A 20,502-nucleotide genomic window follows, 5' to 3' on the forward strand; every position below is an offset into this window, starting at 1 on the left:
GCAAACCAAGAGCAAACCCGATTGCACTCAAGTTGAACAACAGGACAATCAATCGATAAGCATCATTGTTAAAAAAGGACCGGCTGCCCAGAACCTCCACAGCATCAAATATAAGCCGAAAAGGCAGGAGGGGCGGCTTTCATGAATGGGAGAAGCAACATGACACAACAAGTGAACCACCTTATCGGTGGCGAGTATTGCCAAGGCAGTGGTGACCAGCAGATTGCGGTGACCAACCCTGCCAACAACCAACCAATTGCCACCCTCAACTGCGCCACTGAAGCGGAGGTCAACCAAGCGGTAGCCTCTGCCGTGGAAGCTCAGAAAGCTTGGCGTGAAGTGCCGGTGTCTGAGCGTGCTCGAGTGATGCTGCGTTATCAGCAGCTGCTTAAAGATCATCACGATGAGCTGGCCACCATTTTGGCCAAAGAGACCGGTAAAACCTTTGCCGATGCCAAGGGCGACGTATGGCGCGGCATCGAAGTGGCGGAGCAAGCGGCCAACATCGGCTCAATGATGATGGGCGAAACCGTGGAAAACGTGGCTCGTGGTATCGACACCTACAGCTACACCCAGCCTTTGGGCGTGTGCGCCGGCATTACCCCATTTAACTTCCCGGCGATGATTCCCCTGTGGATGTTCCCGCTGGCCTGCGCCTGTGGTAATGGCTTCGTGCTTAAGCCCTCTGAGCAAGACCCGATGACGCCGATGCGCTTGGCTGAGCTATTCGAGGAAGCGGGCGCTCCTAAGGGCCTGCTTAACGTGGTTCATGGCACCAAAGAGGCCGTTGACCAGATTCTGCATCACCCAGAGATCAAAGCGATCTCCTTCGTCGGCTCCGTGCCTGTGGGTCAATACATCTACAAGACCGGCACCGAGAACCTCAAGCGGGTTCAAGCCTTTGCCGGTGCCAAAAACCACATGGTTATCATGCCGGATGCCGACAAAGCCACCGTGATTAACCAACTGGTTGGCTCCTCTGTGGGCGCTGCGGGTCAGCGCTGCATGGCGATCTCTGTGGCGGTATTCGTTGGTAATACCAAAGAGTGGATCCCAGAGCTGAAACAGGCGATGGCTAAGGTTCGCCCCGGCCTGTGGGATGACGAAGAGGCCGGCTATGGCCCACTGATTAACCCTCAGTCTAAGGCTCGAGTTCTGGACATCATCGCCTCCGGTAAAGAGGAGGGCGCCAACTGCTTGCTGGATGGCTCCGACTTTACCGTACAAGGCTATGAGTCTGGTAACTGGGTTGGCCCAACGCTATTTAGTGGCGTGACTAAAGAGATGCGCCTCTATAAAGAGGAGATCTTCGGTCCTGTGCTGTGCACCATGGAAGTGGATACGTTGTCTGAAGCCATTGAACTGGTGAACGCCAGCCCATTTGGTAACGGTACCTCCATCTTCACCAACTCCGGTGCGGCTGCTCGCAAATACCAACATGAGATTGAAGTGGGACAGGTTGGCATCAATGTGCCAATTCCGGTGCCACTGCCGTTCTTCTCCTTTACCGGTTGGAAAAACAGCTTCTATGGCGACCTGCACGCCTACGGTAAACAGGCGATCCGTTTCTATACCGAAACCAAGACCATCACCGCTCGCTGGCCTGAGTCTGGCATCGTTGAAGGCCAGAACCTGACCATCGCATTGAAGTAGTGGAGGCACCGATGAACTTTAACCTAACCGAAGACCAGCAAGCTTTTGTTGACGTGGCGCAGCAGTTTGCCGAAGCCGAACTGGCGCCCAATGCGGCTCAGTGGGACAAGGAGCATTACTTCCCCAAGGAGGTGATTCACAAAGCTGGCGAACTGGGTTTCTGTAGCCTTTACACCCCAGAAGAGGCCGGTGGCATGGGATTGTCTCGTTTGGACAGCGCACTGATTTTTGAGGCGCTCTCTAAAGGCTGTACTGCTACTACCGCGATGATCACCATCCATAACATGGCCACCTGGATGGTGGCCTCTTGGGGCTCCGACACCTTAAAGCAGCAGTGGTGCGAATCGCTAACTACCGGCAACAAGCTGGCCTCCTACTGCCTGACTGAGCCCGGTGCGGGTTCCGACGCCGCCAGCCTGCGCACCACCGCCGTTCGTGATGGTGACGACTACGTTCTTAATGGCGCTAAGATGTTCATCTCTGGCGCGGGTAGCACCGAACTACTGGTGGTGATGTGTCGTACTGGCGGTGAAGGCCCGAAAGGGATCAGTGCCATTGCCGTACCCGCCGATGCCGAGGGCATCATCTATGGCAAAGCAGAAGAGAAGATGGGCTGGAATGCTCAGCCGACTCGTCTGGTGACTTTAGATAATGTGCGGGTTCCTGCCGCCAACCTGCTTGGTGATGAAGGCCAAGGCTTTACCTTCGCCATGAAGGGGCTTGATGGCGGCCGCATCAACATCGCTGCCTGCTCATTGGGGACGGCACAAGCGGCACTGGAGCGTGCCCAGCAGTATATGACCGAGCGTAAGCAGTTTGGTAAACCGCTGGCGGCGTTCCAGGGGCTGCAGTTTAAGCTGGCTGACATGGCGACTGAGCTGGTTGCTGCCCGCCAGATGGTGCGTTTGGCCGCTTTTAAGCTAGACAATAACGACCCGGAAGCCACTGCGTACTGTGCCATGGCCAAACGTTTTGCCACAGACATTGGCTTCACCGTGTGTAACGAAGCTCTGCAGATCCACGGCGGCTACGGCTACATTCAGGAATACCCGCTGGAGCGCCACGTTCGTGACGTTCGAGTGCATCAAATCCTGGAAGGCACTAATGAGATCATGCGCCTGATTATTGCCCGCCGTCTGCTGGACGAGAATGCCAGCGCCATCCTGTAATTCGCGATAAATGGTGCAGCTGCTGAGTCCCAGTTCTCAACGACAACTCAGCCGCTGCGCCAGTTAGGATTCCCTTATCAATAAGGAGAGAGAAATGGATTTTTTGAAACTCGAGCGCCGTGGCAATACGGCGCTGGTGACCATCAATAACCCGCCGGCCAACACTTGGACCCAGCAAAGTTTGGGCGAGCTGGAAACCTTGGTTAGCGAGCTCAACAACGATCGTGATGTTTATGCGCTGGTATTGACCGGCGAAGGGGAGAAGTTCTTCTCCGCCGGTGCGGATCTGAAACTGTTTGCCAGTGGCGATAAAGGCGTTGCCGCCGACATGGCCCGCGCTTTTGGCCGAGCGTTTGAGGCGCTGTCGGGCTTTCGCTGCGTATCCATCGCGGCCATCAACGGTTATGCCATGGGTGGGGGATTGGAAGTGGCTCTGGCCTGCGACATTCGCATCGCTGAAGCTCAGGCGCAGATGGCGTTGCCAGAAGCGACCGTTGGATTGCTGCCTTGTGCTGGCGGAACCCAGAACCTGACCGCCTTGGTTGGTGAAGGTTGGGCCAAGCGCATGATTCTTTGCGGTGAGCGCATCAAAGCGGAGCAGGCTGAGCGCATCGGTCTCGTGGAGCAGGTGGTGGAAACCGGCACCGCCCTTGAAAACGCATTGGCACTGGCTGAGAAGGTCGCCAAGCAGAGCCCAGTGGCCGTGGCCTCTTGTAAGCAGTTGGTGCAGGCGGGTCGTAATATGCCGCGCAATCAGGCTCTGGTGGTAGAGCGTGAACTGTTTTTGGATCTGTTCGACAGTGAAGATCAGACCGAGGGAGTCAATGCCTTCCTTGAGAAGCGTGCACCACAATGGAAAAACTGCTGAGGGAAGCGATGCCAATGACAGATTTAGTATTGGTTCAAACCCATGAAGCGGCCGATGGCTCGCTGATTGGCCACCTTACCCTCAATAGTGAGCGCTCGCTCAATGCGCTATCGCTGGCGATGGTGGATGCCCTATTTAGCCAACTCACCGCATGGCAGCAGGATGAGCGTATCCAATGTGTGCTACTCGATGGCGCTGGCGATAAGGCCTTTTGTGCCGGTGGCGACATTCGAGCCATGTACGATGCCTGTGTGGAGAAGCCAGGCCAGCGCGTGGCCGAGGTGGAGGAGTTCTTCACCAAGGAGTATCGCCTCGACCATCTCATTCACGTCTATCAAAAGCCGATCGTGCTGTGGGGCAGTGGCATCGTGATGGGCGGCGGTGTTGGCCTAATGGCGGGCGCCTCTCACCGAGTGGTCACCGAAACTACCCGTATGGCGATGCCAGAGGTGAGTATCGGCCTGTTCCCTGATGTGGGCGGCACCTATTTTCTCAACCGTATGCCCGGTCAGTGTGGCCGTTTCCTTGGCATGACCGGCTATCAGATGAACGCTAAAGATGCCTGTTATGTGGGTCTGGCGGATTTTGCCTTTGGCAGCGATCGCCGAACCCAGCTATTGGACGACCTGAAAGGGCTTAATTGGCAGAGTGAACAGAGCAGTCAACTGCTGGTGAGCCAACTGCTTAAGGGCTATCAGGATCTGGATAGTGGCAAGTTGCCCGATACGGTACTGGGCGCTGAGCAGGCGCGCATCGATGGGATATTTGGCGGCGACAGCTTAGACGCCTTGGTTGAGCGAGTTGCCCAAACAACCAGCGACGATAAGTGGCTGTCACGAGCGCTGGCCACCATGCTTGCTGGCAGCCCGATCACTTGGCATCTGGTGTGGGATCAGCTTAAGCAGAGTACGTTGAATCTGGAGCAGGTGTTCCAGTATGAGCTGACGTTAGCCGTTCGCTGCGCCGAAATGGGCGATTTTATCGAGGGAGTTCGTGCCCTACTTATTGATAAAGATCGCAGCCCCAACTGGCGTTTTGCCAATGCTCAATCGGTACCCGCGGCGCACATCGATGCCATGGTGACTCCACCCTGGAGCAGCCACCCACTACAACAGTTAAGCAAGGAGGCCTAAATGGCAACGGTAGCTTTTATTGGTCTGGGTAACATGGGCGGCCCGATGGCCCTGAACCTAGTGAAAGCCGGTCACACCGTGAAGGTGTTCGACCTGAGCCAGGATGCGATGCACGCCGTGGCGGAGCAGGGTGCTATCCCTTGCCCATCAGCCTGCGGAGCGGCCGCCGGCAGCGAAGTGGTGATCACCATGTTGCCTGCGGGCAAACATGTGAAGGGCTTGCTTCTAGGAGAGGACGGCTTACTGGAGACGGTGGCCAGCGATACCTTAATTATCGACAGCTCCACCATCGATGCGGGCAGTGCCCGTGAGGTGGCGAGTGCGGCGAAAGCCAAGGGTTTAGATTTTGTGGATGCGCCGGTCTCAGGTGGTACCGCGGGAGCTCAGGCGGGCACCTTGACCTTCATCTGCGGCGGCAGTGACACTGCCTTTGAGCGTGCCAAGCCGATTCTCGATGCCATGGGCGCCAACATCTTTCACGCTGGTGAAGCCGGTGCCGGTCAGGTGGCCAAGATCTGCAACAACATGCTGCTGTCGGTATTGATGGCAGGGACGTGTGAAGCGCTGCAGTTGGGAATGGATAACGGTCTGGACCCCAAAGTGCTATCGGAGATCATGAAGGTAAGCTCTGGGGGCAACTGGACACTGGATAAGTACAACCCCTGCCCAGGAGTGATGGAGACCGTGCCAGCGAGTAATGGCTATCAAGGGGGCTTTATGGTGGATCTGATGTGCAAAGATCTAGGCCTTGCTATGGAAACGGCGACCCAGAGCGCCTCTTCTACGCCGATGGGGGCGCTGGCCACGAGCTTGTATCGCCTGCACCAAGGGCAGGGTAATGGCAGCCGAGATTTCTCCAGCTTGTTTGAGCAGTTCACCAAAAAATAACCAGATTAAAGACGAGAAGGTACACATGGAATTACGAGACAAGCTGGTGGTGATCACCGGCGGTGGCCGAGGATTGGGCCTAGCAATGGCTCAGCGTTTGGGCAAGCAGGGTGCCAACTTGGTGCTGTTAGACATTCAGTCTGAGGTGCTAGAAAGCGCCTGTCAGCAGCTGTCGAATCAGGGCATTCGAGCCACCGGATTTACCGTGGACATCACCGAAGAACCCCAAGTAGAAGCCACTTTTGCCAACATCAAAGCCAAATTTGGCCGTTTGGATGTACTGGTTAACAACGCTGGCATCTTGAAAGATGGCATGTTGATCAAAGCCAAAGAGGGGGAAGTTACTGCCAAGATGTCGTTGGCGCAGTTCTCCCAGGTGCTTGATGTTAACCTGATCGGAACCTTCCTGTGCGGCCGTGAAGCGGCAGCGGTGATGGTGGAAACGGGCAGCAAAGGGGTGATCGTGAATATCTCGTCGCTGGCAAAGGCAGGCAATATCGGTCAAACCAACTACTCCGCTTCCAAAGCGGCGGTGGCCACCATGGCGGTTGGCTGGGCCAGAGAGTTAGCGCGTTATGGCATTCGTACCGGTGTGGTTGCGCCTGGAGTGATTAAAACTGAGATGACCGACGCCATGAAGCCAGAGGCGCTGGCTCGACTAGAAGGGGCGGTGCCAGTAGGCCGTTTAGGTCAGCCTGATGAGGTCGCCCAAGCGGTGGAGTTTATCATTCAGAATGATTATTTCTCTGGTCGCTGCATCGAGGTGGATGGCGGCATTCGTCTGTAACCTTTTACTAAAAGCTGAATAGAGAGAGCCTTGCGCTCTCTTTTTTGGTTATGGACTACGACCTTGATGGAGACTGGCCTACACAGACTTGAGTTAGGAGGACTGGCTGAGAGTTTTAAGCTGAACTAGAACTTTGGGTAATTCAATCAACACTGGGAAAGTACCATGCGAATGACCAATTTGTTTTTCAGCCTGATCGTTTCAACTTTGATTTGGAGCTCCGTAACTCAGGCCAAAACCTGCCATCAAAATCACACCGCTTGGAGCAACACCAAGCCAGCGGTGAATGTCGGCCATGTGATCACTGGTGAGATCAACAAGAATGGCAAAGCGGTGGGCTTTCACAGTCGAAGTGGTGGCCATGATCCAGCGGGCGCAAACATGATAAAGGTGCTAAAAGGCCCTAATGCCAAAGGGATCTATACTGGACAAGTGACGCTGTGCAATGGTGCTGGTTGGACAGCGAAGAACGGTTTTAGCTCTTTCTTTCCAGACAGCTGGACCCAAGATCAGGTAGTGCAAAAGATAATCGAAGCCCATGCGGCAGCGGGAAGTCCAAAGACTGGCAAATTTAGTGGTAAGGTGGATGGCATTACTATCGAAGGCTATATGTGCAATGAAGGTCAGGCAAATTGTCCTAAGGGTAATATTAATACTGCCTACCCACTGTTTCTATAACCATAGGGTTCAAAAAGGGGCGAGATGAAGCTGTATCGAGATCAAGATGGCGTTGCTAGAGCAGAGGCTGATTCACCGCAGGTGCTGCTGGCTGAGTTTCTTGCTTCGGATATTCAAGGGGATACGGTAATGGTCGCCCACGTTATCTCCCTTTGTCTAAAGGGGCAAGGGGAGCTGACTGGCAACGCCTTCAGTTTTGAATTATCCGAGGGACAAGTGAACTTAGAGAACCTGTTCACTGAAGAGGCCGCTCAATACCCAGTTGAACAGGTGCTGTTAAGCCTTCAAAAGTGGCAGAAGTTTATCCAATGCTCTGGTTAAAACAGTCTCAGATATCGAGAGAAAACCGCTGCTGATAGCGGTTTTTTACGTAGTCGATGATGTGCCGAATCTGGCTATTGGCGTGACGCCGGCCGAGATAATAGGCGTACATCTTTCGGGTTTTTGGAGTCAGTCCTTCCATAGTCAGTTCGACCAAATTGTCACTATCAACCATCATTTTCGGCAGCATCGCCAGATGAGCGTTCTTTAGTAGGCTGTGATAGGACAAACCGAGATCATCTACGCAGAGTTCAGAGTTCAGAGTTCAGCATTCGGTGATAGCAGCTCCGCCTGTCGACTGCTGTCCATAAATGCCCACTGCTTGGCGGGTAGAGTGATGGTGCCGGGCAGGGTTTTCAGCTGCTCGACCGAGATGGCATTGGGATTCAGTGTAAGTGCTTGAACTAAGTCTTTATGAGCATACAGTCCGTAGGGAATATCCCATAAATGAACCGCAATGGCGGAGGAGTCCACCAGTGGTCCAACCCGAAAGGCCAGATCAATTTCATCTTGAACCAAGTGCTGGTTCACGTTGGACAGCTCGATATCCAGCTGCAGCTCTGGGTGATCGGCACTAAAGTCGATGAGCCAGCCACCGAGCAAATTAATGCCCGTTCGCGTGGGCATTAAAATCTGGGGTTGGCTCTTTGTCGATTTAGATAAGTGTCAGCCCAAGGTTAATCAGCAAACCAAAGTTAGCGAAGAAGCCAATGGCAAAGAAGTAGCTTCGCGGGCTTGGGTTTTTCTCGGTGGCGATGGCGTAATACAGCACCATGTGAAGCAAGCGAGCGATCACAAACACCCATGTGAATGCCGCCAGCGAAGTTGGGGTCATGCCCACAAACATGGAGGTTAGAATGGTGAGCGCCATCAGTGGTACGTTTTCCAGTGAATTTAGAAAGGTGCGGTGACTGCGAAACACGAAGGAATCGTGACCTAGGTTTTCATCCACCACTCCTGGTACATAATGGCTCTGCTTACGGTGGGCCACCATGGCGATGGTGCTTTGCATAAACATGGTAAACAGCATGAGGGCGAGAGCAATTAGGGTCAGACTGTACTGTTCAAACATGGTGGTTCCCTTATAGGTCGATGAGATGAATGATTTGAATTGTGCACAATTTAAATTGTGCGCAAGGCAGTTGTCAAGTATATTGTGCACAACTTTTATAATGCTGAGGTGTCTATGCCAAACTCGAAATCTCCCAATCATCAGTCTGCGCAACCCTGCTCGCCTCAAGCGCAACAAAGCCAAGTGGTAGACGCTCAGCTATTTGATAATCAAGTTTGTTTTCCTCTTTACAGTGCCGCTAATGCGGTCACCCGAGCTTATCGTCCTTTGCTGGATGCCATCGATCTGACCTACCTGCAATACATGGTGATGATGTTGCTATGGCAACACAAACAGATGAACGTTAAGGAGCTGGGAGAGCAGATGTACTTGGACTCCGGCACGTTGACACCGCTGCTTAAGCGGCTGGAAGCGAAAGGGTTCGTGGAGCGTCGCCGCAGTGAGCTGGACGAGCGAGTGCGGTTAATCTCCATCACCGAGGCTGGCCTAGAACTGAAATTCAAAGCCCAATCGGTACCGGGAGAGCTGGCCTGCAAAGCAGACATGAGCCCGGAGCAGGCGATGGAACTGAAACGGCTGTGTCAAACCTTGCTGGCCAACTTAGGCAGTTGAGCTTCGTTAGTTGCTTACTGGTCAAGCTATGAGAATCCTCCACCTGTTTTTGCTGCTGGCATTCATTCCGAGTGCTGGTTTCTGCCTTGATTTTAAGCATTACGATGCCGATGTGGCGGCGCTGCTCAAAGAGTATCAACGCCAAGGCAGCTCGTTAGAACAAGATGAACTGGGTGACGATCCGGCTTTGATGTCGGTGGAGTATGACAACGGCAGCCACACAGTGGTGGACTTTCGCCGTGGTGCCATCTCGGTCAGTGCAGCGGGCTTGGGCGAGCTTAAATGGACAGTCAAACAGCTACTTCTGACTCAATTTGACCCCAGTGATTTGTACGTTAACTTGGTCGAGGAGTTTGGTTTAGTTAAACAAGGTAAGGCTAAGCCATTCTTTTATGGGCAAATAGTCGATACCGATGGTCAGCCTATCGCCTATGAATGGCGAGCCAATCGTTATGCGGATCATGTGCTGGCCCAAGCGTCATCTACTGATGATGGCCGTTATCAAGTGACCATACCTCTGGTGAACAATCACAGTGAGATTGCTGGCGGCAGGTATGCTCAGTGGGTTAGGGCGGCTGGCGCTCGTCATCGAGTTAAGTTTGATCTGATGATGGCGATCATGGAGACCGAAAGTGCGTTTAACCCTAAGGCTCGTTCGCGCTCCAACGCGCTGGGGCTGATGCAGATCAAAGCCAATACCGCAGGGCGTGATTACTTTGCCATTCACAAAGGCTACAAACACACGCCGTCATCGGCATACCTTTATGATCCCAAGAACAACATTGAGGTGGCGGCAGGCTACATTCAGATTTTGCAGAGCCGATACCTCAAGGGCATCAACCATCCAACTAAACTGGAATACGCCACCATCGCCAGCTATAACGGTGGCAGTGGCAACCTGTGGAAGAGTTTGGACTCTCGAGGCAATCAGCGGCGGGCGATTGAACGTATCAACCGGATGTCGGTGAAGGATCTCTATTGGTTTATTACCAACCGCCACATTCGCCAAGAGACCCGAAATTACTTAAAGAAAGTGGCCAGCAAGCAGCCTAAATACCGGTAGCGCCGTTTAGTTGAACCTGAGCCAAGGAGGTGAGCCATGAAGATCATCGGAATCGATCATCTTGTATTGAGAACCTGTAATTTACCGAAGATGCTGAGGTTTTATGAATCTATCCTTGGGTGTTCTGTGGAGCGTCAACTGCCTCCTGAGCTTGGATTAACCCAGCTTCGTGCGGGTAATACCCTGATTGATCTGGTGACAGTGGACAGCGAACTTGGCCGTCTGGGGGGAAAACCACCGCAGCAGGATGGTCGTAATCTGGAGCACTTTTGTCTGCGGTTGACCGGCGTGAATCAGTCGCAATTGTTGGCGCACCTTAATCACCATCATATTGAAACCGACGCTTTTGAAGAGCGTTATGGCGCCACTGGGTTTGGGCATTCGGTGTACATCAAGGATCCCGAAGGTAATGTGGTGGAGTTAAAACTTGATTAGACAAAAAAGAGGAGCGCAGGCTCCTCTTTTTCTTGGTTGGCTTTTAAGTGTTAGCGGGTCGCCTAGGTACGGTACTTTTTCAGGATTTCACCAAGCTGCAATGAGCTCTCTGCCAGTTCACTGACACTCACCGCGGATTGCTCGGCGTTGGTGCGAATGGCGGTGGATTGACCCCGAATGTCGTACAGCTCAGAGGCGATCTCGTTGGCGGCTGCGGTTTGCTGCTCTACTGCCGCCACAATTTGGGCGCTCATCTCCATCACCTTACGGGCAGAGTCCGCCATGTCATTCACATCTTGGCCAATGTCACTGATCAGCTCGCGGCTATGGTGAGCTTGTTTCAGGGTATGGCTAGTGATGTCGGCAATACCGCGGGTTTCCGTTTGCAGGTTGTCGATCATCGCCTGAATCTCTACCGTGGCCTGCTGTGTGCGACTGGCCAGAGTACGAACCTCATCGGCCACCACCGCAAAGCCTCGGCCTTGCTCACCGGCTCGAGCGGCTTCAATGGCGGCGTTAAGTGCCAGCAAGTTGGTCTGCTCGCTGATGGCGTTGATGGTGGTGATCACCTCATTGATCTCTGTCGCCTTTAGGGTCAGGTTATTGACTGTTACCGAAGCTGAGTCGGTTTTATCTGCCAATTCAGTGGTTTGAACGATGGCATTTTGCACCTTCTCATTACTTTGGGCAACCTTCTCGCCATCTTGCTCCAAACGAGAGCTGGTTTGCTGAGCCAGGCTGGAAATGTCTTTGGCGGTGGCGCTCATCTCTTCCATTGCGGTGGCAACGGAGTCCAGTGAGCTGTATTGAGAGGTGATCTGCTGCTGGCTACTGCGGCTATCTTCACTGAAAACCGAGGCGCTCTGATTCAGGGTGGCGGAGCTGCTTTGCACGGTGCTAACCAGTTCGCTCAGAGTATCCATGGTGCGGTCCAACTGATGACCAATGATGCCGAACTCTTCTCGGCCAAGGTGGAAACCCAGGCGGGAGGTGAGGTCACCGTCGGCAATTCGTTGAATGGCTTGGTGTTTAACCCATAGGGCGCCGCCTAGGAAGGTTGCAAACCAGTAGCTAAGCAGGGCCAATGGAATCAGTAGCAGCGAGGAGAGCCCCAGTTGAGTCAGTGCTTGGGATTTTAACTCCGCTTCCTGTTTAGGAGCGTTGAGGGTGAGCTGGGCGTAGTCACCACTGGCCAATTGGGCGCTTACGGTGATGCGATCCCCTTGGCGTTGATACGGTGGGTTTGCGCCTTGGCCTGTTGTAATCCCTAGAGCTTTCTCAGCTTGAAAGCGCGCGTCGCCATCGAGCCGATTAAGGGCATTCACGGCAGCATTTAGTTGGCCGTCAGCAAAGGCAACGCTGTTTTGTTCTGCTTGGTGGTTGAGATCCAAATACCCCTTAAACGCCACGCCCATTACCGCCAATGCGGCCACTAGGAACAGCATCCAAAACTTCTCATTTAAGGTGAGCTTGATGAATAGCTTATCTATCGTTCTGAATTCTACTTCTCTCATGTGACCCCATTCTGCCTTGATATTGGTGTAAACACGTGATGTTTGATTGTATTTTTGCCACTACGAGGGGGCAACATTAAATTCTAACTGAATTACATTTTGGTAATTTTGATCACGATACTCATAATCCGCTTTGCCAATGGCACCACTCTTGCAGGTGGTGGTTTCCGGATTTGTAAAATAAATACAGCAAGTTGCCATCACTTACTGCTGGTGATCACCGCTTGAATCTGGCTCACCTCTAAGTTGTTATCGTCCTGTGAATCCAAGATCTTTAGCGGATTTGATAGAAATGACGTTCAAATGCGTGATAATTGACCAGTATTTAAGTCTTGCTTAGATGTGGATATTGTTTTGCTTATCTTTTCTTCGGAATTACTTAAGAGCATCAGGGGGTTGCTGTGAAAAAATAACCACAACAGTGCAACTACCCCAAACTAATAAAATTGCTGTTTTTTCGCTGCTTCGTTGTTCTAGACTGTCGATAATCTCAACCTTTGTATAAAGAATATGATTATGAGAAAACAGATAGCGGTACTCATTGCTGTAGCGGCCCTTGCGGGCTGTGAAGACGCCTCTAAGGCGATTGATCAAGCTCAAGAGGCTGCCAATGCGGCCGTCGATGGCATGCAGGAGAAGATGGCGTCACTGGACTTGAGCCAGCTGGATCTTGAACAGTTTGGCGAAGCTGCCGATTCGGCCGAGGCGTTGGCGGCGTCGTTGCAGGAGGCGGTTAATGTGGATTTCGCTGACATGGAGGCGCTGACTGAGGTGCAGGAGCATGTGGCGAATGCGTATAGCTGTTTGGTGGACGCCACTTCAGAATCGACCGCCGATAAGCTTGTGAATAGCATGATGGCGACACTTGGGGACGAGCAGGCAGAGTCTCTCATTGAGCGGGGCATTGAAAAAGCCAAGGCCGCAGGCCAATGCGTTATCTAATGTGGAAATGATTTCACTTATACCTTGGCGAGCTCTGTTATAAGCTCGCCTTTTTAATTGCGTAAAGGGAAGCAGATGACAATCGAAATTGTGCGTGTAGATTATCATGATGAAACACAAGGAAAGCAGCTGGTCGAGCTGCTAAATAACTACGCTCAAGATCCTATGGGGGGCGCAGAGCCATTAGCTAAGGCAACTCAGCAGCAGCTTACCGGCGAGTTGGCAAAGCGCTCTGATGCCATTAGCCTTATCGCTTACGTTGGCGACCAACCTGCAGGCCTGCTAAATGCGTTCGAGGGCTTCTCTACTTTTAAAGCCAAGCCACTGCTGAATGTGCATGATATTGCCGTAAATCCTGAGTTTCGTGGCCTAGGATTAAGTCACAAGCTGTTGGACGCACTGGAGGCAATCGGCCGTGAACGTGGCTGCTGCAAGATGACTCTGGAAGTGCTCAGCGGTAATACCGTAGCGTGCGCCAGTTACCGCAAATTTGGTTTCAGCCCTTATGAGCTGGATCCTAAGATGGGCGGCGCTGAATTTTGGGAGAAGCCCCTTAACTAGGGGCGGTTGAACTTCCGTGATCAAAGGTTAGTCAGGCTGTGCAGCACGCCCGGCCTTCCTTTGCCTGCTATCTAAGTCATCTACACGATTGATCTAGGGCCAGGCAACTGAGTGTCGGGCTAAAAGGTCGACAAACCCAAGAGCCTCTACCAAGGGATCGTCTGCCCTCGGTAATCTAAAAACTGGCCGCTGGTTTCAGCGGTCGTATCTTCAATGACTTTTATGAGTGCGTTGGCGCAATCCGAGGCCTGCTGCAGCTGTCCTTGAGGCAGTCGCTGTTGGAATGGTTTGGACAGTCTGCTGTCGACGGTGCCCGGATGCAGCATCAACACACCGCAGTTGGGCAGCATTCGTTGCCACTCGATACTTAAGCTTTTCATCCCCATGTTAAGGGCCGCTTTGGAGATGCGGTAGCTGTACCAGCCGCCAAGACGGTTGTCTTCTATGCTACCTACTCGAGCAGAGAGCACCACAAATTTGCTATTAAGGCTTTGCTTGAGCGCAGATTGGCAATGCTTGGCAACCAGCAAGGGAGCCAAACTGTTTATCTGCAGTGAGGTCATGCCCCACTCACTGTCGAACTGGTTGATGCTCTTCTCGGGGCGATGTCTTTCCTGATGCAGCACTCCCGCGGCATAGATAACCCAATCTAGCCGGGTAAACTGTTGGCAAAGCTGAGTAATGGCCTGATTGTCCATCAAATCCAGCGCATGCCAGTGAATCTGCGTGTTGCTATGGGGTTTGTGTTTGCCATAGGTACCGTGAATCAGAGCCTCTGGGTAACGTTCGCTAATGCTCAGCGCCAAAGCGTGGCCAATACCGCCGGATGCGCCGATGATGAGAATGTTCATGCCAAACTCCAAGACCAAAATTAGTGATTACTACGGACAAAATTGAGATATAGATTTCTGATGCGGTAGCAAAGGCGTGCACCTAGGCTCAGTTTTTTGAATCTGATTTGGTTACACTCTGCACGATTTTTGTTTGAACCGGTAAGTCATGGCTACGATTCGTCACTCCTCCCTTTTCAGCATTGTGATTGCAGCACTGTCTTTATTGCTGCTGACACCTCTAACCTCTGAATTTCAGGCGTTGGGCTTGTTGGTACTGGCCATCTTTTGTTGGGCAACCTCCTGGCTAAAACCGATACATGCTGGGGTCATGGTGCCCATAGTCGGCCTGATGTTGGGGGCGGTCTCGATGGAGGAGGTCGCCACCAAAGCGTTCAATCCGGTGGTCAGCGTCTTCGTATTCGGGTTTGTGTTTGCTCACCTATTTCGCCGTGCCGGCCTAGGGAATTGGGTCCAAGCAACGGTGCTTCGCCTCAGTGGAGGCAGTCAGCCTTTGGCGTTAATGGGCTTTGCGCTATTGGCTTTTGTCACCTCCATGGTGGTCACTAACGTCGCTACCGTGGCGCTGATGTTTCCCATCGCCTTGAGCCTAGCGCCTTACACTCCGGGAGAGCGAGGGACACCGCTGCAAAAATACATCGGTGTGGTAATTGTTCTCTATGCCACCATGGGGGGCATCTCCTCCATCATTGGCAGTACCACCAGTTTGATTGTCTCTGGGTTAACTGACATTGAACTGTCTGAGTGGACGCTGCTGATGCTGCCCATCACCTTAAGTATTACGGCGTTGGGTGCCATCATGGCGGCTTGGGTATTTCGGCCAGAGTTTGGTGCTCTGGAACAGCCTTTACCAACAGCCCCTTCACTAAACCCGCGGCAAAAGCGGATATGTGGTGCCATTGCACTGGTATTACTGTCTTGGTTTGGCTGCTATCGCTATGGCGGCGAAACCGGCCGAGTGGTGGCGACGCTCATCCCTTGGCTTAGTATTCCCCTGTTGGCGCGCATCGCTAAGGACAGAGTGTCGTCACTGCTGGCAGGAATTAAGTGGTCGGTGGTATGCATCTTCGTGAGCGCACTGATCTTAAGTACCATTTTGAGGACCCATGGGCTGGCGGATTACCTTATCGTTGAGATGAGTGATTTTATCGATGCGCTGCCCAGAGAGATTCACATCTTGGGCATGTTGCTGACCATCATGCTGTTTACTGAGTTCGTCAGTAACTCTGGCACCGTTGCTATCTGGGGTCCCTTTGTGCTGTTTCTGTCTGCGCCGCTGCAACTGGATTTGGCTCAAGTGGCCATCATTTTGGCCGTGGGTGGGTCTAGCTCGTTTATCTTACCTTCGTCGACGCCAGGCAATGCCATCTTGTATGGCGCTGGCGTGGTCACCACCAAAGAGATGGTGCCGCTGGGGTATCGTTTAAAAGCGATTACGCTTCTGGTGTGTGTGGTGGGATTGTTGTACTGGTAGTCATCAAAAAAGGGCAAGCGTTACGCTTGCCCTTAATCACTACTTGGCCAAAGCTTCTGACTAGAGAGCTTCTGTGTTTTCCAAATTGGCCACTTTCTCTGTTTGGCCTTGAGTTAACCAAGCTTCCACTTTCTGATTGACCAGATCCGGTGAAGATTGCATAAACCAGTGGCCACCAGGCAGGCTATCTACCTGACCTTTACCTAGCTCGACCACTTGCTGTTCCCAAGTTTTGGCGTGGAACCATACTTTCTTGTCTTTGCCATATAGGAACAGGAATGGGGTGGCGTACTCCTCCACCTCGGCGGATTTGCCGATGGATTTGGTCAGTACCGCATTCCAAAGGTGGTAGTAGGGGTAGGTCATGCGTGGGTCTGGACGCAGGTCGTCCACGGTCTTATTAGGATCCACATCGGTGATGTTTAAGATGCTACCAGCGGTGTACAGCGCCAGTTTTTCCCCTAAGGATTCAGGCAGGTTCCAGGCCACAGCCAGTGCGAAGGTGTACTTTACATTGATGGCTGGACGCTCCTCTTTGCCGAAGCTGCCAATATCAAAGAGTACGACGCGGTCGACTAAATCGTTTTGTTCAAGGTATTTAAAGGCATAAACCGCACCCCAGTCATGGGCCAGTACCGTTACTTTGTCTTTGTTTAGGCGTTTGATGAACTCATCGGTGATCATTCGAATCTGTTTGATGCTGTAGCTTGGGCGCTCGCCACTGTCATTCAACTCGAAGCCTGGCAGGGTAAAACGAGCCACGGTGTAGTCTTTTTTAAAGTACTCCGCTTGTTTGTCCCATAGCTCTAAGCTGTCTGGATAGCCGTGGATCATCACTAAGGCTTCTTCGCCATCGCCCTCAATTTTGGTTTCTAGATTACTCACAATGGTGGGTAACTGCTTTTGAAACTCGTCATCGGGCATGGGGCCAGTCATCGTCAAGGCATAGATGATGTACAAAATGGGGGAGAGTAACAGCAGCACCACGCCGAGAGTGATGGTTAGCTTTTTCTTCATAACGGTTCCCTTAAACTATGAAAGATTTCTTATGTAGCCCATTGATTTAAATTAGAAAGGCATCTTCCCTGCCATCTATGCGACCTTAGGGCGAACGGACTGTAAACACGGTCGGCCGTACACGCTAACGCTGCAAATTAGAAAATGCTTTCTAAGACGCCAATTGCTCGACGTCTCTTAGGGCTAACGTACACGCTTGTGTATCGAGATTTGTTGCGCCAGATCAGTGTTTAGAGTAAATGCTCAGTTTGGTTTGTGCCCATAGGTGGAATACTTGACGTTGGTCGAAGTCATGGCTCCATGCAGGCTAAAATGAGCGGAGAGATGGCATTAACAATTTGCTGGGATTTATCAATAAAATGTTTGAAAACGTTAGTTTTCATTGTCGCTGTTTATGAATCGGCAATCTACTAGCAGAGCCTATGATATCAAGGCATTAGCCGGATATTGGAAGGGTGATTTCGGGGTTGTTATTAAAGCTGGGTTGTTTCTTTTGTTGTTAACAAAAATTTTACTCGATCAAGTAAAAAATTAAATTGACTCACCCTGAAATCGGATTTAAATTCCGCTCGATGTTTTGACCAAGGCACTTACAAAAGCGGCAAATTGACCGTCTGGAGGCAGGCCCCAATATAAAGCAGAAGTTCAGTGCCTCTACATTCAACTTAACTTACTCGGTCAACAAAATAACCGGCGAATTGGCACTGTTCCTGTAACAAGCCCTTTAAGGCATTACATTACGAGGATTTAAGTGCATGTCTACTCTGACATCGTTAAGTCTGGTGCCACCTGCGGTGGTATTAATCCTGGCCATCTGGCTACGTCGTCCTATCTTTGCACTGGTTATTGGTACCCTTGTAGGTCTGCTGTTGGTGGATCCCAAGTCGGTACTGAGTAATTTTGCCGACATCTCATTAAGCGTTATGGGCGATGAGACCATCGGTTGGTTGTTCTTGGTGTGTGGTAGCTTTGGCGCCCTTATCTCCCTATTGGTTCGAACCGGTGGCGCCAATGCCTTTGGTCGTTTGGCGCTGAAATTCGCCAAAGGCCCTAAGTCGTCACTGTTTATGACCTTTGTGCTGGGGGTGATCATCTTTATTGATGATTACCTCAATGCGTTGACCGTAGGCTCTACCATGCAGCGGGTAACCGACAAATATAAGCAGTCTCGAGAGATGCTGGCTTATGTGGTGGACTCTACCGCAGCTCCTATCTGCGTGCTGATCCCACTGTCAACTTGGGCGGTGTTTTTCGGCGGCCTGTTGGTAGATAACGGTGTGGCCGCAGAGGGGCAGGGTATCGCAGTGTACATGGAAGCCATTCCTTACATGCTTTATCCATGGCTGGCGGTTGCTATGGTGATGTTGGTGATTACCGGCATTATTCCGGCGTTTGGACCGATGAAAAAGGCCCAGCAGTTAGCCATGCAGGGTGCCCCTGCGCTAAAGCAGGTGGACTTGGATCAGGTGCAAACCTCAGATGAGTATGCTGCAAAGGCGATTGAGACCGAATTTGCCAATGCCGATAGCGACGGTAAGCTGCACAACTTTTTTGTGCCGATTTTGCTGCTGGTGGGTTTCACTATCTATTTTGGCATCGATATCTGGTTGGGGTTGATTGCCACTTTAGCGATTACATTGCCCTATTACGCAGTGCAGCGTTTGATGCCATTGTCTGAAATGATGGATCAGATGATTGACGGCGTGAAGAGCATGCTGCCGGCCATTGGTACGGTAACTGCGGCGTTCGTATTCAAAGATGTGTGCGACATGCTGCATCTGACTGAGTACGTGATACAAGCGCTCAGCCCCTACATGACCGCACAGATGCTACCGGCGGTGGTGTTTGTGGCCATGGCGTGTCTGGCATTTGCTACCGGTTCCAGCTGGGGCATTTTTGCGGTATCGATCCCAATTGTGATGCCGCTGGCAGTCTCGATGCAGGCGGACATTCCGCTGGTCATTGGTGCGCTGTTATCGGCGTCCTCTTTTGGCAGTCAGGCGTGTTTCTACTCTGACTCCACGGTATTGGCCGCGCAGGGCTCTGACTGTAACTTAGTGAGCCATGGGGTAACTCAACTGCCTTATGCTCTGCTTGCCGCAGTGCTGGCCTTCTTTGGCTTTGTACTGTTGGCTTAACAAGGCTCCAACTATGAGAAAGCCGCCTATCTAGGCGGCTTTAAACCCATGACAAACCCCACTTTGAAAAAGTGGGGTTTGTCATGGGTCTGAGATTGCATTAGCAAGCTTTGTTGTTTTTGAGTGCGCATTATCCAACGGTTATAGTCATAGTCGTTAAATTTATGCTGCCTCAGTAGAGATCTATTACGCATACTTTAAGCTTACTTGTTTGTTTACAGTGGGGTTGGTGTATCATCAAAACCCAATTATGAATCTGGACTTAAAAAGCCAGAGTCAATGCTGTATACCTTGGAGGGGCGGGAATGACTAAGAAATATCTTTCTCATCTACTTAAACTGGAATTAGATATTTTTGGTAGAGAAGTTGAAGAAAGCACCTTACTTGACGGAACCGGTCTGGAGAGAGACTTCTTTACAGATCCCTATTTCATGGTTGATGAATCACAAGTAAATCGCTTTCATAAGAACTTGCTACAATCTATAGATCCTAAGTTGGCAGGCATTAAGGTTGGGAAAGCTCTGAAACTCTATAATTTCGGACCCTTCGGGCAACTACTCATGTCGTCAAAAAATACCGACCAGACTAATGGATACAAAGAGCTATCTGAAAGACTATTTTATTTACCTTTAGAAGTTAACCATGATGCCGATAGTAAATTTATTTATAAAACAGTCGTAGCTGACAAAGGTGACACCTCTTATTATCGTTTTAATGTTGAGCGTGGTTTGTCATTTTTATACAGAACCGTGAGCATCTTGTGCCCTGAAGCCAGCCAACCGTCATGGATCTGTTTGGACGCAAAGGAAAATGATGACAAGCAGGCTTTGGAGGCGCATTTCGGCTGTGAGGTCCGCTTTAATCACCCGAAGCCAATGATTGTTTATCCAAAGTTGGAAAATGGCCGAAACATAAGGAACCCTGATAGTAGGGTGAATAACGCCATGCTGTCTTTGGTTGAGTCTTTGATAGATGAAATGAAATGCCAAGGTAATATTGAGTCAGAAGTGCGAAAGTTATTAAAGGAATGCCAAGGAGACTTTCCATCATTAAGCGATATAGCGGTAGTGTTAAGGATGTCTGAGAGAACTTTGAGTAGAAAGCTAAAAGAAGAAGCTTGCAGTTATCAGCATCTTCTTGACGATGTGCGAAAATTAAAGGCTATAGACTATCTAAGACAAGGCAATAAAACGGTGCAAGTTGTTAGCGATTTATGCGGCTTTACGGATGTGAAAAGCTTTGGCAGATCTTTTAAACGATGGACTGGTAAATGCCCATCAGAATATAAAGGGAAATAAGGCTACAACCCTGAATATAGCGAATTGC

Annotated in this window: 22 protein-coding genes; 16 read left to right on the forward strand and 6 right to left on the reverse strand. The window is 51.3% G+C overall.

Annotated features, from left to right (window positions below):
* The first annotated feature begins 159 nt into the window (after positions 1 to 159).
* From FCL42_RS09930 to FCL42_RS09965, 8 genes are all read left to right on the forward strand, one after another.
* Positions 160 to 1,653, forward strand: a complete 1,494-nt coding sequence (locus FCL42_RS09930; protein WP_136863250.1) for a CoA-acylating methylmalonate-semialdehyde dehydrogenase — start codon at positions 160 to 162, stop codon at positions 1,651 to 1,653.
* A gap of 11 nt (positions 1,654 to 1,664) precedes the next feature.
* Positions 1,665 to 2,822 (forward strand): acyl-CoA dehydrogenase family protein, encoded by a 1,158-nt coding sequence (locus tag FCL42_RS09935; RefSeq protein ID WP_136863251.1) that lies wholly within the window; start codon positions 1,665 to 1,667, stop codon positions 2,820 to 2,822.
* A 94-nt stretch (positions 2,823 to 2,916) separates the two neighbouring features.
* The gene (locus FCL42_RS09940) at positions 2,917 to 3,690 is read left to right on the forward strand and encodes an enoyl-CoA hydratase (RefSeq protein WP_136863252.1); all 774 of its coding nucleotides are present in this window, start codon (positions 2,917 to 2,919) and stop codon (positions 3,688 to 3,690) included.
* A 14-nt stretch (positions 3,691 to 3,704) separates the two neighbouring features.
* Positions 3,705 to 4,823 (forward strand): enoyl-CoA hydratase/isomerase family protein, encoded by a 1,119-nt coding sequence (locus tag FCL42_RS09945; protein ID WP_136863253.1) that lies wholly within the window; start codon positions 3,705 to 3,707, stop codon positions 4,821 to 4,823.
* Positions 4,824 to 5,711 (forward strand): 3-hydroxyisobutyrate dehydrogenase, encoded by an 888-nt coding sequence (gene mmsB, locus FCL42_RS09950; protein ID WP_136863254.1) that lies wholly within the window; start codon positions 4,824 to 4,826, stop codon positions 5,709 to 5,711.
* Positions 5,712 to 5,736: 25 nt separating this feature from the next.
* Positions 5,737 to 6,498, forward strand: a complete 762-nt coding sequence (locus FCL42_RS09955; protein WP_136863255.1) for an SDR family oxidoreductase — start codon at positions 5,737 to 5,739, stop codon at positions 6,496 to 6,498.
* A 165-nt stretch (positions 6,499 to 6,663) separates the two neighbouring features.
* Positions 6,664 to 7,176 (forward strand): EndoU domain-containing protein, encoded by a 513-nt coding sequence (locus FCL42_RS09960; RefSeq protein WP_136863256.1) that lies wholly within the window; start codon positions 6,664 to 6,666, stop codon positions 7,174 to 7,176.
* 24 nt (positions 7,177 to 7,200) lie between these two features.
* Positions 7,201 to 7,497 carry a hypothetical protein gene (locus tag FCL42_RS09965; protein WP_136863257.1) on the forward strand — a complete coding sequence of 99 codons (297 nt, stop codon included), beginning with the start codon at positions 7,201 to 7,203 and terminating at the stop codon, positions 7,495 to 7,497.
* Positions 7,498 to 7,504: 7 nt separating this feature from the next.
* On the opposite strand, the gene FCL42_RS09970 is transcribed toward FCL42_RS09965, so the two are convergent.
* Genes FCL42_RS09970 through FCL42_RS09980 form a run of 3 tightly spaced genes read right to left on the reverse strand, consistent with a single transcriptional unit; the run spans position 7,505 to position 8,569 of the window.
* Entirely contained in the window at positions 7,505 to 7,726 is a 222-nt protein-coding gene (locus FCL42_RS09970; protein ID WP_136863258.1) for a type 2 periplasmic-binding domain-containing protein, read from the reverse strand.
* A 29-nt stretch (positions 7,727 to 7,755) separates the two neighbouring features.
* On the reverse strand, positions 7,756 to 8,124 hold the full coding sequence (locus FCL42_RS09975; RefSeq protein ID WP_136863259.1) for a LysR substrate-binding domain-containing protein: 369 nt from the start codon (positions 8,122 to 8,124) through the stop codon (positions 7,756 to 7,758).
* A gap of 28 nt (positions 8,125 to 8,152) precedes the next feature.
* On the reverse strand, positions 8,153 to 8,569 hold the full coding sequence (locus FCL42_RS09980) for an MAPEG family protein (RefSeq protein ID WP_136863260.1): 417 nt from the start codon (positions 8,567 to 8,569) through the stop codon (positions 8,153 to 8,155).
* 114 nt (positions 8,570 to 8,683) lie between these two features.
* On the opposite strand from FCL42_RS09980, the gene FCL42_RS09985 reads away from it, so the two are divergent.
* From FCL42_RS09985 to FCL42_RS09995, 3 genes are read left to right on the forward strand one after another with little or no spacing between them, the layout of a single operon-like run.
* The gene (locus FCL42_RS09985; protein ID WP_136863261.1) at positions 8,684 to 9,181 is read left to right on the forward strand and encodes a MarR family winged helix-turn-helix transcriptional regulator; all 498 of its coding nucleotides are present in this window, start codon (positions 8,684 to 8,686) and stop codon (positions 9,179 to 9,181) included.
* 28 nt (positions 9,182 to 9,209) lie between these two features.
* Positions 9,210 to 10,244: a murein transglycosylase domain-containing protein gene (locus tag FCL42_RS09990; RefSeq protein ID WP_136863262.1), complete on the forward strand. Its 1,035-nt coding sequence runs from the start codon at positions 9,210 to 9,212 to the stop codon at positions 10,242 to 10,244.
* 36 nt (positions 10,245 to 10,280) lie between these two features.
* Positions 10,281 to 10,679 carry a VOC family protein gene (locus tag FCL42_RS09995; RefSeq protein ID WP_136863263.1) on the forward strand — a complete coding sequence of 133 codons (399 nt, stop codon included), beginning with the start codon at positions 10,281 to 10,283 and terminating at the stop codon, positions 10,677 to 10,679.
* A 62-nt stretch (positions 10,680 to 10,741) separates the two neighbouring features.
* Here FCL42_RS09995 and FCL42_RS10000 read toward each other — a convergent pair whose 3' ends face one another.
* Complete coding sequence (locus FCL42_RS10000) at positions 10,742 to 12,193, reverse strand: methyl-accepting chemotaxis protein (RefSeq protein ID WP_136863264.1); 1,452 nt, start codon at positions 12,191 to 12,193, stop codon at positions 10,742 to 10,744.
* A 516-nt stretch (positions 12,194 to 12,709) separates the two neighbouring features.
* On the opposite strand from FCL42_RS10000, the gene FCL42_RS10005 reads away from it, so the two are divergent.
* Both FCL42_RS10005 and FCL42_RS10010 read left to right on the forward strand, forming a co-directional pair.
* Positions 12,710 to 13,135, forward strand: coding sequence for a hypothetical protein (locus FCL42_RS10005; protein WP_136863265.1), 426 nt, complete (start codon positions 12,710 to 12,712; stop codon positions 13,133 to 13,135).
* Between the two features lie 75 nt (positions 13,136 to 13,210).
* Positions 13,211 to 13,696, forward strand: a complete 486-nt coding sequence (locus FCL42_RS10010; protein WP_136863266.1) for a GNAT family N-acetyltransferase — start codon at positions 13,211 to 13,213, stop codon at positions 13,694 to 13,696.
* Positions 13,697 to 13,842: 146 nt separating this feature from the next.
* Here FCL42_RS10010 and FCL42_RS10015 read toward each other — a convergent pair whose 3' ends face one another.
* Positions 13,843 to 14,547 (reverse strand): SDR family NAD(P)-dependent oxidoreductase, encoded by a 705-nt coding sequence (locus FCL42_RS10015; protein WP_136863267.1) that lies wholly within the window; start codon positions 14,545 to 14,547, stop codon positions 13,843 to 13,845.
* A 148-nt stretch (positions 14,548 to 14,695) separates the two neighbouring features.
* On the opposite strand from FCL42_RS10015, the gene FCL42_RS10020 reads away from it, so the two are divergent.
* A complete protein-coding gene (locus FCL42_RS10020; protein WP_136863268.1) occupies positions 14,696 to 16,021 on the forward strand; it encodes an SLC13 family permease in 1,326 nt (441 codons plus the stop codon).
* A 60-nt stretch (positions 16,022 to 16,081) separates the two neighbouring features.
* Here the strand turns inward: FCL42_RS10020 and FCL42_RS10025 are convergent, their stop codons facing one another.
* A complete protein-coding gene (locus tag FCL42_RS10025; protein ID WP_136863269.1) occupies positions 16,082 to 17,038 on the reverse strand; it encodes an alpha/beta fold hydrolase in 957 nt (318 codons plus the stop codon).
* A 755-nt stretch (positions 17,039 to 17,793) separates the two neighbouring features.
* Here FCL42_RS10025 and FCL42_RS10030 point away from each other — a divergent pair.
* Both FCL42_RS10030 and FCL42_RS10035 read left to right on the forward strand, forming a co-directional pair.
* The gene (locus FCL42_RS10030) at positions 17,794 to 19,176 is read left to right on the forward strand and encodes a Na+/H+ antiporter NhaC family protein (protein ID WP_136863270.1); all 1,383 of its coding nucleotides are present in this window, start codon (positions 17,794 to 17,796) and stop codon (positions 19,174 to 19,176) included.
* A gap of 305 nt (positions 19,177 to 19,481) precedes the next feature.
* Complete coding sequence (locus FCL42_RS10035; protein WP_136863271.1) at positions 19,482 to 20,474, forward strand: AraC family transcriptional regulator; 993 nt, start codon at positions 19,482 to 19,484, stop codon at positions 20,472 to 20,474.
* Positions 20,475 to 20,502: the final 28 nt, after the last annotated feature.

This window comes from Ferrimonas aestuarii (assembly GCF_005116665.1).
Taxonomy (GTDB): Bacteria; Pseudomonadota; Gammaproteobacteria; order Enterobacterales; family Shewanellaceae; genus Ferrimonas; species Ferrimonas aestuarii.